At 71.5% G+C, this 13809-nt stretch carries 12 protein-coding genes; 1 reads left to right on the top strand and 11 read right to left on the bottom strand.

What is annotated here, in order from left to right; all coding sequences use genetic code 11:
- Window positions 1-84: 84 nt before the first annotated feature.
- The 6 genes from ACFVQZ_RS24945 to ACFVQZ_RS24920 form a co-directional block, all read right to left on the bottom strand.
- The gene (locus ACFVQZ_RS24945) at window positions 85-1362 is read right to left on the bottom strand and encodes a thymidine phosphorylase (protein WP_030496860.1); all 1278 of its coding nucleotides are present in this window, start codon (window positions 1360-1362) and stop codon (window positions 85-87) included.
- Window positions 1363-1446: 84 nt separating this feature from the next.
- Window positions 1447-1851: a cytidine deaminase gene (locus tag ACFVQZ_RS24940; RefSeq protein ID WP_383626194.1), complete on the bottom strand. Its 405-nt coding sequence runs from the start codon at window positions 1849-1851 to the stop codon at window positions 1447-1449.
- A complete protein-coding gene (locus tag ACFVQZ_RS24935; RefSeq protein WP_030496858.1) occupies window positions 1848-3110 on the bottom strand; it encodes an ABC transporter permease in 1263 nt (420 codons plus the stop codon). The genes ACFVQZ_RS24940 and ACFVQZ_RS24935 overlap by 4 nt, the downstream gene beginning before the upstream one ends.
- On the bottom strand, window positions 3107-4225 hold the full coding sequence (locus ACFVQZ_RS24930; RefSeq protein WP_030496857.1) for an ABC transporter permease: 1119 nt from the start codon (window positions 4223-4225) through the stop codon (window positions 3107-3109). The genes ACFVQZ_RS24935 and ACFVQZ_RS24930 overlap by 4 nt, the downstream gene beginning before the upstream one ends.
- Window positions 4222-5829: an ABC transporter ATP-binding protein gene (locus tag ACFVQZ_RS24925; protein ID WP_030496856.1), complete on the bottom strand. Its 1608-nt coding sequence runs from the start codon at window positions 5827-5829 to the stop codon at window positions 4222-4224. Before ACFVQZ_RS24925 ends, ACFVQZ_RS24930 begins: the two co-directional genes overlap by 4 nt.
- A 214-nt stretch (window positions 5830-6043) precedes the next feature.
- On the bottom strand, window positions 6044-7096 hold the full coding sequence (locus ACFVQZ_RS24920; RefSeq protein ID WP_030496855.1) for a BMP family ABC transporter substrate-binding protein: 1053 nt from the start codon (window positions 7094-7096) through the stop codon (window positions 6044-6046).
- 334 nt (window positions 7097-7430) lie between these two features.
- Between ACFVQZ_RS24920 and ACFVQZ_RS24915 the strand changes: the two genes are divergently transcribed.
- On the top strand, window positions 7431-7736 hold the full coding sequence (locus tag ACFVQZ_RS24915) for a hypothetical protein (protein ID WP_321193267.1): 306 nt from the start codon (window positions 7431-7433) through the stop codon (window positions 7734-7736).
- A gap of 94 nt (window positions 7737-7830) precedes the next feature.
- On the opposite strand, the gene ACFVQZ_RS24910 is transcribed toward ACFVQZ_RS24915, so the two are convergent.
- From ACFVQZ_RS24910 to ACFVQZ_RS24890, 5 genes are all read right to left on the bottom strand, one after another.
- Window positions 7831-9042, bottom strand: coding sequence for an amidohydrolase (locus tag ACFVQZ_RS24910; protein WP_030496853.1), 1212 nt, complete (start codon window positions 9040-9042; stop codon window positions 7831-7833).
- A 116-nt stretch (window positions 9043-9158) separates the two neighbouring features.
- Entirely contained in the window at window positions 9159-10280 is a 1122-nt protein-coding gene (locus ACFVQZ_RS24905; RefSeq protein ID WP_383626188.1) for a hypothetical protein, read from the bottom strand.
- Window positions 10277-11170 carry an N-acetylneuraminate synthase family protein gene (locus ACFVQZ_RS24900; RefSeq protein ID WP_030496851.1) on the bottom strand — a complete coding sequence of 298 codons (894 nt, stop codon included), beginning with the start codon at window positions 11168-11170 and terminating at the stop codon, window positions 10277-10279. The genes ACFVQZ_RS24905 and ACFVQZ_RS24900 overlap by 4 nt, the downstream gene beginning before the upstream one ends.
- 13 nt (window positions 11171-11183) lie before the next feature.
- Window positions 11184-12392 (bottom strand): cytidylyltransferase domain-containing protein, encoded by a 1209-nt coding sequence (locus tag ACFVQZ_RS24895; protein ID WP_383626185.1) that lies wholly within the window; start codon window positions 12390-12392, stop codon window positions 11184-11186.
- Window positions 12392-13681 (bottom strand): DUF6716 putative glycosyltransferase, encoded by a 1290-nt coding sequence (locus ACFVQZ_RS24890; protein WP_383626182.1) that lies wholly within the window; start codon window positions 13679-13681, stop codon window positions 12392-12394. Before ACFVQZ_RS24890 ends, ACFVQZ_RS24895 begins: the two co-directional genes overlap by 1 nt.
- Window positions 13682-13809: the final 128 nt, after the last annotated feature.

Genomic DNA, 13809 nt, shown 5'->3' with positions numbered 1-13809 from the left:
ACCGATCCCAGCATGCCGAACGGGACCGGCGGAGGTCCACCGGTCCCGTTCACCCGAAGGTGTCAATGGCACATGCCAGGGCCGTTACGCGATGCGGTCCAGCACGATCGGGGTCGGGGTGAAGGCGGTGCCCTCGGGGGCGATGTCCCAGGCGGCGTCGAGGGACGCCAGGGCGTAGTCGAACTTCTCCGGGGTGTCCGTGTGGAGGGTGAGGAGCGGCTGGCCCGCCGTCACCGTGTCGCCCGGCTTGGCGTGCAGCTCGACGCCGGCGCCCGCCTGCACCGGGTCCTCCTTGCGGGCGCGGCCGGCGCCGAGGCGCCAGGCGGCGATGCCGATGTCGTACGCGTCGAGGCGGGTCAGGACGCCGGAGGCGGGGGCCGTGACGACGTGCTGCTCGCGGGCGACCGGGAGGGCCGCGTCCGGGTCGCCGCCCTGCGCCGCGATCATCCGGCGCCAGACGTCCATCGCGGAGCCGTCCTTGAGGGCCTTCGCCGGGTCGGCGTCCTTGATGCCGGCCGCGGCCAGCATCTCGGCGGCGAGGGCGATCGTCAGGTCGACGACGTCCTGCGGGCCGCCGCCGGCGAGGACCTCGACGGACTCGCGGACCTCCAGCGCGTTGCCGGCCGTCAGGCCGAGCGGGGTCGACATGTCGGTGAGGAGCGCGACCGTCTTCACGCCGCTGTCGGTGCCGAGCGCCACCATGGTGGAGGCCAGCTCGCGGGCGTCCTCGATGGTCTTCATGAAGGCGCCGGTGCCGACCTTGACGTCGAGGACGAGGGAGCCGGTGCCCTCGGCGATCTTCTTGGACATGATGGAGCTGGCGATGAGCGGGATCGCCTCGACGGTGCCCGTCACGTCGCGGAGCGCGTACAGCTTCTTGTCGGCGGGGGCGAGGCCGTCACCGGCCGCGCAGATGACGGCGCCGGTGGTGTCGAGGACGTGCAGCATCTCCTCGTTGGAGAGCAGGGCGCGCCAGCCGGGGATGGACTCCAGCTTGTCGAGGGTGCCGCCGGTGTGGCCGAGGCCGCGGCCGGAGAGCTGCGGGACGGCCGCGCCGCAGGCGGCGACGAGCGGGGCGAGCGGGAGGGTGATCTTGTCGCCGACGCCGCCGGTGGAGTGCTTGTCGGCGGTCGGGCGGGAGAGCGCGTCGAAGTTCATGCGCTCGCCGGAGGCGATCATGGCGGCCGTCCAGCGGGCGATCTCCTCGCGGTTCATGCCGTTGAGCAGGATCGCCATCGCCAGGGCGGACATCTGCTCGTCGGCGACCACGCCGCGGGTGTAGGCGTCGATGACCCAGTCGATCTGCTCCGGGCTCAGCTCGCCCTTGTCCCGCTTGGTGCGGATGACGGAGATGACGTCCATGTCGAGGTGCCTCTTTCTACGCGCATAGAGGGGGGAACGGAGGGAGCGGCCCTTCCATGGTGCCGGAAGGGCCGCTCCGAGGTGTTACTTGGTGAGGTGGTCCGGGCCGAAGGCCTGCGGCAGCATCTCGGCCAGGGTGAGGAACCCGCCGGGCGTCTCCAGGACGAGGTCCGGGCCGCCGAACTCGTACAGGAGCTGCCGGCACCGGCCGCACGGGACGAGGGGTTCGCCGCGGCCGTCCACGCACACGAAGTGGGTGAGCCGGCCGCCGCCGGTGGCCTGGAGCTGCGAGACCAGGCCGCACTCGGCGCACAGGCCGAGCCCGAAGGAGGCGTTCTCCACGTTGCAGCCGGAGACCGTCCGCCCGTCGTCGACGAGGGCGGCGGCCCCGACCGGGTAGCCCGAGTACGGGGCGTAGGCGCGGGACATCGCGTCCCGGGCCGTGACCCGCAGGGCCTCCCAGCCGGCCTCGGACAGGGCCGGCGTCACTTGCCTTGGCCCTTCCGGTACGGCAGGCCGTCCGCCTTCGGCATCCTCAGCCGCTGTGCGGACAGGGCCAGCACGAGCAGGGTCGTGATGTACGGCGCGGCGTCGACGAACTGGCTCGGGACCTGGTCGGTGAGCGCGTACCAGACGAAGAACCCGGCCGCGAAGACGGCGGCGATCAGCGCGGGCACGTACTTCTTCTTGTACAGCTGCCAGGCGGCGGCGAGCACCAGCAGGATCGCGACGAGCAGCAGCAGCGCGTGGACGTTCTCGGCGCCGCCGCGGATCTTAAGGCTGTCGGTGAAGCCGAACAGGCCGGCGCCGAGCGCCATGCCGCCGGGCATCCAGTTGCCGAAGATCATCGCGGCGAGACCGATGTAGCCGCGGCCGCCGGTCTGGCCCTCCTGGTAGATGCCGGTGGAGACGATCGCCAGGAACGCGCCGCCGAGGCCGGCGAGGGCGCCGGAGACGACGACCGCGATGTACTTGTACTTGTAGACGTTGACGCCGAGGGACTCGGCGGCGACCGGATTCTCGCCGCAGGAGCGGAGCCGCAGGCCGAAGGCCGTGCGCCACAGCACCCACCAGGTGGCCGGGATCAGCAGGATCGCGACGATGGTGAGCAGCGACAGGTCGGTGACCAGGCCGCCGAGGATGCCGGCGAGGTCGGAGATCAGGAACCAGTGCTTCTGCTGGAGGTCCGCCAGCCCGTCGGAGAGGCCCGGAATCGTGATGTTCTGGATCGGGTCGATGCGCGGGGACTGCTTGGAGGAGCCGCCCTCCGCCTCGCCGAACGTGAAGTTCGACAGGTACATCGTGAAGCCGGCCGCGAGGATGTTGATCGCCACACCGGAGACGATGTGGTTCACGTTGAACGTGACCGTGATGATCGCGTGCAGCAGGCCGCCGAGGGCGCCGCCGAGGAGGCCGAAGAGGACGCCCACCCAGGGGCCCCACTGGTAGCCGGCCCAGGCGCCGAACCAGGTGCCGAGGATCAGCATGCCTTCGAGACCGATGTTGACCACGCCCGCGCGCTCGGCCCACAGGCCGCCGAGGCCGGCGAGGCCGATCGGGACGGCGAGGCGGAGCGCGCCGGAGATCTGGCCGACGGAGGTCAGGTCGTCGGCGCCGGAGACGACGCGGACGAGGGAGAAGAGGACGAGGCCGGCCGCGACGATCAGCAGGATCCAGGGCCAGGTGAGCTTGCGGCGCACGGGCTTGCGGGGAGCGGCGCTCGGCTTGGCGACGGTACCGGTGCTCATGCCGAGACCTCCTTGTCGGTCTTGAGGGCGCCGCCTGCGGCCAGCTCCTCGCCGACCTTCTGCTGCTGGCGGCGGGTGCCGTAACGGCGGACGAGCTCGTAGGAGACGACCACGGCGATCACGATGATGCCCTGCATGATCTGCGTGATCTCCTTCGGGTAGCCCTCGACGTCGAGCGACGAGGACGCCTTGTCGAGGAACGCGAAGAGCAGCGCGGCGAAGAGGACGCCGACCGGGTTGTTCCGGCCGAGCAGGGCGATCGTGATGGCGGTGAAGCCGACGCCGACCGGGAACGACAGGCTGTACGTGTGGGTGTCGCCGAGCAGCGTGGGCATGCCGGAGAGGCCCGCCAGGCCACCGGAGATGAGCATCGAGGTGAGGATCATCCTCTTGGCGTCGACGCCGCTGGCCTGGGCGGCGGACTCGCTCTCGCCGGTGGCGCGCAGGTCGAAGCCGAAGCGGGTGCGGTTGAGGACGAACCAGTAGACGACGCCGAGCGCGAGCGCGACGAAGGTGAAGCCGTAGATCTCGCCGTTGCCCTGGCCCATGTCGATGCCGGGGAACCAGCCGGACTCGGCGATCTCGCCGGTGGTCAGGTCGTTGGAGCCCTCGGGCTGGACGCCCAGGTTCTTCGGCAGGATCAGCCAGGCGATCAGCGAGGTCGCGATGGCGTTGAGCATGATCGTGGAGACGACCTCGGAGACGCCCCGGGTGGTCTTCAGGATGCCGGCGATGCCGGCCCAGAAGGCGCCGGTGAGGATCGCGACGACCACGATCAGCAGGATGTGCAGCGGACCGGGCAGCTCGACCGCGGCGCCGACCACGGCAGAGATCATCGCGGCGAGGCGGTACTGGCCGTCGACGCCGATGTTGAAGAGGTTCATCCGGAAGCCGATGGCGACGGCCAGGGCGGCCAGGTAGTAGATCCCCGTCTGGTTGACGATCAGTACCTGGATGTCCGAGTAGCCGGCGTTGTCGATCATCAGGGTGATCGGCTCGATCGGGTCCAGGCCCGTCGCGAGCAGCACCAGCATGGTGAGCACGAACGAGGAGACCAGCGCGAGCACCGGGCCGGCGGCCCCGATGATCAGCTTGTCCTTGTCGAATTTCATCATCGGGCGTCACCGTCTTCGGACTGCTCGGTGCCTTCGAGGTGGCCGGTGGCCGCGCCGGTCATGGCGGAGCCCAGCTCCTCGGGCGTGATGGTGGCGGGGTCCGCGTCCGCGACGAGCTTGCCGCGGTACATGACCCGGAGGGTGTCGGAGAGGCCGATCAGCTCGTCGAGGTCGGCGGAGATCAGCAGCACCGCCAGGCCCTCGCGGCGGGCGTCGCGGATCGCGTCCCAGATCTGGGCCTGCGCGCCGACGTCCACGCCGCGGGTGGGGTGGGCGGCGATCAGGAACTTGGGGTGGTGGCTCATCTCGCGGCCGACGATCAGCTTCTGCTGGTTGCCGCCGGAGAGGGAGGCCGCGGTCACGTCGATGCCCGGGGTGCGGACGTCGTACTCGCGGACGATCCGCTCGGTGTCCTGGCGGGCGGCCTTCGGGTCGAGGATGCCGCGCTTGGAGTTGGGCGCCTCGGTGACGTGGCCGAGGATGCGGTTCTCCCAGAGCGGGGCCTCCAGGAGCAGGCCGTGGCGGTGCCGGTCCTCGGGGATGTAGCCGATGCCGCCCTCGCGGCGCTTGCGCACGGAGACCTTGGAGATGTCCTCGCCGTCGAGCGTGATGACGCCCGCGTCCGGCGTGGCCATGCCCATCAGGGCCTCGATGAGCTCGGTCTGGCCGTTGCCCTCGACGCCGGCGATGCCCAGGATCTCGCCCTTGTGGATGGTGAGCGAGATGTCGTCGAGCAGCTTGCGGCCGGCCGCGGCCTCCTGGACGACCGTCGTGCTCGACGGGTCCGCGGGGGCGGCGGTGGTCAGCGGGGCGCCGGTGGCGCCGCCCTCCAGCAGGGTCAGCCCCTTCACCTGGAGCATGGCGACGTCGGTGACGGTCGACTCGCGGGTCTCCGGGGAGGGCAGTTCGCTGCCGACCATCAGCTCCGCGAGCTGCTTGGTGGTGGCGGTCTTCGGGTCGGCGGTGCCGACGGTGGTGCCGCGCCGGATGACGGTGATGTCGTCGGCGACCTTCAGGACCTCGCCCAGCTTGTGCGAGATGAAGATGACGGTCAGGCCCTCGGCCTTGAGCTCGCGCAGGTTGTCGAAGAGCGCGTCGACCTCCTGCGGGACGAGGACGGCGGTCGGCTCGTCGAGGATGAGGATCTTCGCGCCGCGGTAGAGGACCTTGAGGATCTCGACGCGCTGGCGGTCGGCGACGCCGAGGTCCTCGACGAGGGCGTCGGGACGGACGCCGAGGCCGTACGCGTCGGAGATCTCCTGGATCTTCCGGCGGGCCTTCGCGCCGATGCCGTACAGCTTCTCGCCGCCGAGGACGACGTTCTCCAGGACGGTGAGGTTGTCGGCGAGCATGAAGTGCTGGTGGACCATGCCGATGCCGCGTGCGATCGCGTCGCCGGGGCTGGAGAAGGCGACCTGCTCGCCGTCGATGGCGATGGTGCCCTCGTCCGGCTTCTGCATGCCGTAGAGGATCTTCATGAGGGTCGACTTGCCGGCACCGTTCTCACCGATGAGGGCGTGGACGGTGCCCTTCCGGACGGTGATCGCGATGTCCTTGTTGGCGACGACGCCGGGGAAGCGCTTGGTGATGCCGTGGAGTTCCACGGCCGGGGGGCTGGACGCGTTGATGACGCACTCTCCTTGGCCGAAAGGAGTGGGAGCGGAGGGCAGGGCGGGGCGAAGTTATCGTGCCGGTGCGACATCTACACGCGTAGCGCTGCCGAAAAGTGAAAACCCGTACGGGAATGGGCCCGGGGCCCGGTTCCGGTGGGAGTCCCACCGGGGCCGGGCCCGGGCGACAGATCGTGAGCCGCTCGCCTTACGGGGCGGTCTTGACCGTGATCTTGCCGTCGACGATGTCCTTCTTCGCCTTGTCCACGGCGGCGATCAGGTCGGTCATCGCCTTGTACTTCGGGTTGGAGTCGGAGAGGCCGACGCCGTCCGTGGCGAGACCGTAGCGGACCTCACCGGTCTGCGGCTTGCCGTCCTTGACCGACTTGATCAGGTTGAAGACGGAGTCGGAGACGTCCTTGGTGACCGAGGTCAGGATCGAGTCCTTGTAAGCGGCGAGACCGGTCTGCTTGTACTGGTCGGAGTCGACACCGATGGACCACTTGCCCGCCTTGGAGGCGGCCTCGATCGCACCGGAGCCGGCGAGACCGGCGGCGGCGTAGATCACGTCGGCGCCCTTGTCGAGCTGGCCCTCCGCGGCGGCCTTCCCGAGGTCGGGCTTGGCGAAGCCGTCCATGTTCGGCGGCTGGGTCAGGTACTGGGTGAGCACCTTCACCTTCGGGTTGGTGTCCTTGGCGCCCTGGACATAACCCGCCTCGAACTTCTTGATCAGCGGAACCTCGACGCCGCCGATGAAGCCGATCGTGCCGGACTTGGACGCCTTGGCGGCGGCGACGCCGGCCAGGTAGGAGCCCTGCTCCTCGTTGAAGACGACGTTGGCGATGTTCGGCCCCGTCTTCGACGTGTCGTCGATGATGCCGAACGTCGTCTTCGGGAACTGCTTGGCGACCTTCTCGATGGCCGGCGCGTAGGCGAAACCGATGCCGATGACCGGGTTGTTGCCGGCGCGGGCCAGCGAGGTGAGGCGCTGCACCTTGTCGGCGTCGCCCTCGCCGGACGACGGCTCGGCCTCGGAGCCCTTGACGCCCAGCTCGTCCTCGGCCTTCTTCAGACCCGCGTAGGCGGCGTCGTTGAAGGACTGGTCGCCGCGGCCGCCGATGTCGTACGCGATGGCGGCCTTGCCGCCCTTGTCGTCCGAGCCGGAGCCGCCCTCGGAGGAGGACTTGCCGCAGGCGGTGACGGAGAGCGCGAGCGCCGCGGAGGCGATGCCCACGGTGGTGATCCTGGTGATCCGGCGCAAGAGGAGGGTCCCTTCAAGACTGACCGAAAGCGCCTCTTCCGGCGCTGGCTTTCGGCGATCGTAACGCGCGTAGATGTCAGTTAAAGACCCGTTCATGAGTCGTTACCGTATCGACGCGCAGCACCGCGCGAGAGTGAGGGCTCGGTCACCCTACGACAGGCAGAGCGAGGAGCGCGGGAGCGACATGATCCAGCCAAGTTCCTGGCCATGCACTCATTCGATCGTCTACTTGATCTAGCCTGCTTCCGACCACAGGCCAGCCTACGACCAGGGCTTTTGGCCGAAACAACCTACAGGGGGACCCTTGATTTCCCGCAAGATCATCGCAACGGCCATGGGGATGACTTTGGCCACCGGAGCCACGCTGCTCGCGACCGCCGCCCCGGCGGCGGCCAGCGCGGTGTGCACCACGTGGAAGGTTGCCGGCGGGACCGGCGGAAGCGCGAAGTGCACGGGTGGCAACACCCGGCTCACCACGCACCGCGTCCGGATCCAGTGTGTGACCCCCCACGGAAGCAAGTTCAACGTGTGGGGGCCGTGGAAGGACACCCGGGGCGGCCAGACCTCCACCGCCAACTGCGGCGGGGGCGGCAACGTGGGCGTCGTCAGCGTCTCGTCCGAGGTCAACGAGCCCGTCTAGCCAACCGGTCCTCCCACTTGGACCCCTCCGAAGGGGCGGCCACGCAGGTGCGTGGCCGCCCCTTCGTGCAGTTCGTGAACGAACGGTCGCCGGGTCAGCCGGCGTCGATCAGCGCGGCGGCGGTGAAGAGCTCCACGGCCACCCCGATGGCCCGCTCGTCGACGTCGAAATCGCCCGCGTGGAGGTCGCGGACGCGGGGGTCGCCGGGGGTGCGGACGCCGAGCCGGGCCATCGCGCCGGGCACGTGCTCCAGGTACCAGGAGAAGTCCTCGCCGCCCAGGCTCTGCTCGGTGTCCTCGACGGAGTCGGCGCCCCGCCGGGCGGTCATGGCCTCGCGGAGCAGTTCGGCGACGACCGGGTCGTTGACGACCGGCGGGACGCCCCGGACGTAGTTGACGGTGGACTTGGCGCGGTGCAGCGCGGCGACCTCGTCGACGGCGGCGTGCACCAGGTCGGGCGCGTCGCGCCAGGTCGGCAGGTCGAGGCAGCGGACGGTGCCGGAGAGCTCGGCGTGCTGCGGGATCACGTTGGGCGCGTGCCCGGCCTCGATGCGGCCCCAGGTGACGGAGAGGCCGGAGCGGGCGTCGACCCGGCGGGCCAGCACGGCCGGCACGTCGGTGGCGATCCGGGCGGCGGCCGTCACCAGGTCGGTGGTGAGGTGCGGGCGGGCGGTGTGGCCGCCGGGGCCGTCGAGGGTGATCTCCAGCCGGTCGCAGGCGGAGGTGATGGGGCCGGTGCGCAGCCCGATCCGCCCGGCGTCGACCTTGGGGTCGCAGTGGACGGCGATGATGCGGCCGACGCCGTCGAGGACGCCGGCCGCGACCGCGTCGGCCGCGCCTCCCGGCAGCACCTCCTCGGCGGGCTGGAAGAGCAGCCGCACCGGCCGGGGCAGCCGTCCCTCGCGCTCCAGCCCGGCCAGCACCAGGCCGGCGCCGAGGACGGTGGTGGTGTGCACGTCGTGGCCGCAGGCGTGCGCGCGGTTGGGCACGGTGGAGCGGTACGCGACGGTCTTGGCGTCCGGGATGGGGAGGGCGTCGAGGTCGGCGCGGACGGCGAGCATGGGGCGCCCGCCGTCGTAGGTGCCGATGTCACAGAGGAGTCCCGTGCCGCCCGGGAGGACGCGCGGCGCCAGGCCGGCCGCCTCCAGGCGGGCCTTGAGCGCGGCGGTGGTACGGAACTCCTGGTTGCCGAGCTCCGGGTGCATGTGCAAGTCCCTGCGGAAGGCGATCAGTTCGTCGCGCAGGGCGGAGGGCAGCGTTCCGGGCAGGGTGGCGGATCCGGGCTCACGGGACTTCAACTGGTTCACCCTTTGAAGCGTAGGCCCATCCGGTGATCAACTGCCCGTTGATCACGAAAACTTCAGCCCGTTAGGGGAAAGAATCTCGGTTTGCCGCGCATGGGACACACTCCGTATGGGTATGGTCACCCGAATTCGAGCCGGTCGGCGGGGTTCGCCGAGCGCGGGGTGAGCCGGTCCGCGCCCGACGCCGTGCCCGCGACGCCGGCGAGGAAGCCCTGGGCCCGCGGCGAGGCGGTGGCCCGCAGCCACTCCGGCGCGATCTCGCAGACGGCGACCTTCACCCCGGTGCCCGCCAGCGCGAGCGGCAGGGTGTGGACGACCGTGGACGGGAAGCTGACGATGGTGGCGCCGATCGGGCCGCGCCGGGCGATCAGCTCCAGCGGCAGGTCCGGCCGGACCACCTGCAGCCCGGTCTCGACCGCCACCCGGTGCAGCTTCTCCGGGGTCTCGCGGCGGTGGGCGAAGTAGCGGGTGGCGCCGTGGGTACGGGCGAGCTGCCCGACCACCCGGAGGTAGTGCTCCGCGTCGACCACCCCGGTCTCCACGAGCGAGGTGCCCACCAGGTCGGCGCCGCCGGTGAGCGCCGGCGGCCCGAAGCGCTCCCGGGTCCACGCGTACGCGTTCTCGGTGACCTCGGTGCCGGGCGGCGCCTGCACGGGCAGCGAGGTGAAGATCTCCACGGTCCGGCCGGGCCCGGGGGCCAGCCGGCGGCGGGCCATCGAGGTGACCGGCGCGAGGACCAGCTCGCGCGGCCCGAGGTCGCCCTTGCGGTGCCAGCGGACCAGCCGCTCCCCGCCCGCGAGCTGGGCGGCGAACTCCATGGTCGCGGTGCCGTCGTCGACGACCGTGACGTGCCGGGGACCGAAGAGGGTGAGCAGCAGCTGGACGTACCGGGAGAACGGGTCGCCGACGATCACCCGCTCGGCGGCGCGCAGCGGCCCGCCGAGCTCCCGCAGGGTCCGCGCGAGCGCGCCGCGCCCGGCCCGCGCCTCCTGCCAGCGCACGTCGAACCCCTCGTCGCGGGCGAGCTGGGCCATCCGGCGCAGCTGGCCCCGGGACATGGGGTCGGTCGGCGACAGGACGACGATCGCGAGGTCGGGGACGGGAGCCGGACCCGCGGCGGAACGCTCCGGACCGCCGGGGCCCGCGGCGGCCGGGACGTGGCCCCGGCCGCGCGCGTGCGCCCATTCCAGGACGTTCAGGAGCTGGACGGGGCTCTCGACGAACGCCAGGCGGCCGGTCATGCGGAGACGGGCTCCAGGACGCGGCGGAGCTTCTTCATCGGGCCGAGCTCCGACTCGTACACCTTCTTCACGCCGTCGCCGAGCGCGGTCTCGATGGTGCGGATGTCGCGGACGAGGCGCTCCAGGCCCTGCGGCTCGACGGAGGCGGCCTGGTCCGAGCCCCACATGGCGCGGTCGAGGGTGATGTGGCGCTCGACGAAGGTGGCGCCGAGGGCGACGGCGGCGAGGGTGGTCTGGAGGCCGGTCTCGTGGCCGGAGTAGCCGATCGGGACGTTCGGGTACTCCTCCTGGAGCGTCTGGATGACGCGCAGGTTCAGCTCCTCGGCCTTGGCCGGGTAGGTGGAGGTGGCGTGGCAGAGCAGGATGTTGTCGCTGCCCAGGACCTCGACGGCGTGGCGGATCTGCTTCGGCGTCGACATGCCGGTGGAGAGGATGACGGTGCGGCCGGTGGCGCGCAGCTCGCGCAGCAGCTCGTCGTCGGTGAGGGAGGCGGAGGCCACCTTGTGGGCGGGGACGTCGAACTTCTCCAGGAAGGCGACGGCCTCGGTGTCCCACGGGGAGGCGAACCAGTCGATGCCGCGCTTCTTGCAGTGCTCGTCGATCTGGCGGTACTCGTCCTCGCCGAACTCGACGCGGTGGCGGTAGTCGATGTACGTCATCCGGCCCCAGGGGGTGTCGCGCTCGATGTCCCACTGGTCGCGCGGGGTGCAGATCTCGGGCGTGCGCTTCTGGAACTTGACGGCGTCGCAGCCGGCCTCGGCGGCCACGTCGATCAGCTTGAAGGCGTTCTCGAGGTCGCCGTTGTGGTTGATGCCGATCTCGCCGCAGATGTAGACGGGCTGACCCGGGCCGGCGGTCTTCGGGCCGAGGGTGCGCAGACGGGTGCTCATGGTGGTGCTTCCTTTATTCGGCAGGGGTGGTGGTGGGGGTGTTCAGCTCGGGTCCGAGGAGCCAGGCGGCGATCTCGCGGATCGCTCCGAAGCCGCCCGGGGTGACGGTGACCGCGCGGGCCGCGGCCCGGACGGAGTCGTGGGCGCTGCTCACCGCGACGGGCCAGCCGACGAGGTGGAAGCAGGGCAGGTCGTTGACGTCGTTGCCGGCGTAGAGGACGCGTCCGGGGTCGATGCCCTCGGCCTCGCACCACTCCTTGAGGGCGAGGTCCTTGCGGTCGATCCCGTGCAGGACGGGGATCTTCAGCTTCCGGGCGCGGGCGGCGACGACGGGGTTCTGTTCGGTGGAGAGGATGAGGACGGGCAGTCCGGCGCGGCGCAGGGCCGCGATGCCGAGGCCGTCGCCGCGGTGGGCGGAGACGAACTCCCTTCCTTCCGCGTCGAGGTGGACCCGGTCGTCGGTCTGGGTGCCGTCGAAGTCGAGGACGACCGCGTCGACGTCGGCGAAGGACGGGGTGGCCGGCGTGTCGAGGAGCGGCGCGAGGGCCTTGGCGCGGGCCAGGTCGTGCGGGTCGTCGATCTCCAGGACGCGGGCCGGGTCGGTGACGACGACGGCGGTGCGGCCGAAGAAGCGGTGCCCGTGGGTGCGGAAGCCGGCCGCGTCCATCGCGTAGACGGCGCCGGTCTCCAGGTACTCGGGCTCGCGGTCCTGGCGGCGCGGGCGGTGGGCCTTGTCGTGGTTGACGCCGGTGGCGCCCTCGGCGGTCTCCTTCCACAGGAAGCCGTGCGAGGGGGCCGCGGTGAAGGCGGTGTCGGCGGCGCCGGAGGTGATCCGGGCGGCGGCGTCGGCCACTTCGGCAGGGGTGAGGAAGGGGCTGGTGCACTGGACGAGGAGGACCACGTCGACGGTGCGGCCGTGGCCGGCCTCGTACGCGTCGAGGGCGTGCAGCACGGCGGACTCGCTGGTGGCGGTGTCACCGGCGATCGCGGCGGGCCGCTGGACGGCCTCGGCGCCGAAGGAGCGGGCGGCGGCGGCGATGGCCGCGTCGTCGGTGGAGACGACGACGTCGGTGACGCCGGCGGCGCCCAGGCAGGCCCGGACGGCCCGGCCGACCAGCGGGATCCCGGCGACCGGGGCCAGGTTCTTGGCGGGGACGCCCTTGGAGCCGCCCCGCGCGGGGATGACGGCGAGCACGGTCGGGCTCGGCTGCTTCTCGGGCATCACAGTTCTCCCAGGCGTCGGACGACGGGCGCCACGCGCTGGACGCCGTGGCGGTAGGCGCCGCGCGCCGCCTCGCGGACGATCCGGCGCAGTCCGCTGTCGCGGACCGGGGGCGCGGTGACGTCCAGGCGGTGGCGGGCGAGGATCCCCGGCAGGTAGCCGGGGGCCGTCTCCGCGGTGTAGTAGGGGCTGATCGGGGGCAGTGCGGGCAGCGCGAGGAGCTTCGCGACGCGCTCCCGGGCGGCGTCGAAGGCGGAGCCGTAGCCGCCGTCGGAGGCGACGCCCTGCCGGGACAGCCACTCCTCGTCGGGCTCGGGCACCTCGCCGCGGTCGAGCCGGTCGAAGGAGGTGAGGAGGCCGGAGCCGAGGAAGTGGTGGTTGCCGTTGACCTCGCGGATCCCGCAGTCGGTGAGGATCGCGGTGGGGATCCGCCGGTGCAGGGCCTCCAGCGCGGCCGTCGACGAGACCGTCACCAGCAGGTCGGTGCGGTCCAGAACCTCGCCCATGTGCCCGTACACCAGGCGGAAGTTGGCGGGCGGGTCGAGGTCGCGCACCAGCTTCTGGTACGGGTGCTCCTCCAGGTGCGTGGTGTGCTCGCCGGGCTTGGAGCGGAGCTTGAGGAGGACCTCGCGCTCCGGGTGCAGCCGGGCGTGCCGGACCAGGCGCTCCAGGACGTACGCCCGCTCCTTCCGGGTGACCGGTACGGACGGCTGGGCGGCGAACACCAGGGTGTCGCGGCCGGCTTCCGGGCGGTGCGGGGCACCGCCGAGGAACGGCAGCGCGGCCTCGACGACCGACCCGGCGTCCGCGCCGACCCCTTCGTACACGGCGCGGAACCGGTCCGCGTCGTGCCGGGAGTTGGCGAGGACGACGTCGGCGCCGTGGCGCAGCAGCAGTCCGTCGGCCAGCTTCTCGTAGACGACCCCGACGTAGCCGGTGACGATCACCGGCCGGCGGTCGAGGCCGAGGTCCGCAAGACCCTGGAGGACCGCGCGGACGGTGCCGCCGACCAGCGCGAGGACCACGACGTCGTACCGCTCGCCGCGGGCCTCCGCGTCCCGCACCTCGCGCAGGAACTCCGCGCCGGTCACCTCGCGCGGGGCGGCCGTGGAGGCCCCCGTCTCGGCGAGCTGGCGGGCGGTGGGGGTGGCCCGGCCGCGGAGCACGAACCCGGTCGGTTCGGTGTCCGCGGCGGTGATGCGGCGCGCGGTGAGCGCACCCCATTTCCACCGGGTGTCGGAATCCGCGAGTACGGCGACCCGTACCGCTTCACTGGAACTTGCTGGCACGTCGAGGACGCTAGAAGGGCATTCCGGTCTACGGCCCAACTGAGCCGCAACAAACGGTGAACAGCACCTCTCCGTGATCTGAAGCGGCCCGGGATTCAGCCGTTGGACGGCCCGAAATCCCCTCGGGT

The organism is Streptomyces sp. NPDC057854, from assembly GCF_042797055.1.
Classification (GTDB): Bacteria; Actinomycetota; Actinomycetes; order Streptomycetales; family Streptomycetaceae; genus Streptomyces.
The sequence above is the reverse complement of the archived record's forward strand: the minus strand, read 5'-3'. Positions and strand labels throughout refer to the sequence as shown.

Coding starts and splice junctions, on each gene's coding strand:
- ACFVQZ_RS24945 (WP_030496860.1), bottom strand. CDS start 1,362: ATGGACGTCATCTCCGTCATCCGCACCAAGCGGGACAAGGGCGAGCTG.
- ACFVQZ_RS24905 (WP_383626188.1), bottom strand. CDS start 10,280: ATGACCGGCCGCCTGGCGTTCGTCGAGAGCCCCGTCCAGCTCCTGAAC.
- ACFVQZ_RS24900 (WP_030496851.1), bottom strand. CDS start 11,170: ATGAGCACCCGTCTGCGCACCCTCGGCCCGAAGACCGCCGGCCCGGGT.
- ACFVQZ_RS24895 (WP_383626185.1), bottom strand. CDS start 12,392: ATGCCCGAGAAGCAGCCGAGCCCGACCGTGCTCGCCGTCATCCCCGCG.
- ACFVQZ_RS24930 (WP_030496857.1), bottom strand. CDS start 4,225: ATGATGAAATTCGACAAGGACAAGCTGATCATCGGGGCCGCCGGCCCG.
- ACFVQZ_RS24935 (WP_030496858.1), bottom strand. CDS start 3,110: ATGAGCACCGGTACCGTCGCCAAGCCGAGCGCCGCTCCCCGCAAGCCC.
- ACFVQZ_RS24915 (WP_321193267.1), top strand. CDS start 7,431: ATGGGGATGACTTTGGCCACCGGAGCCACGCTGCTCGCGACCGCCGCC.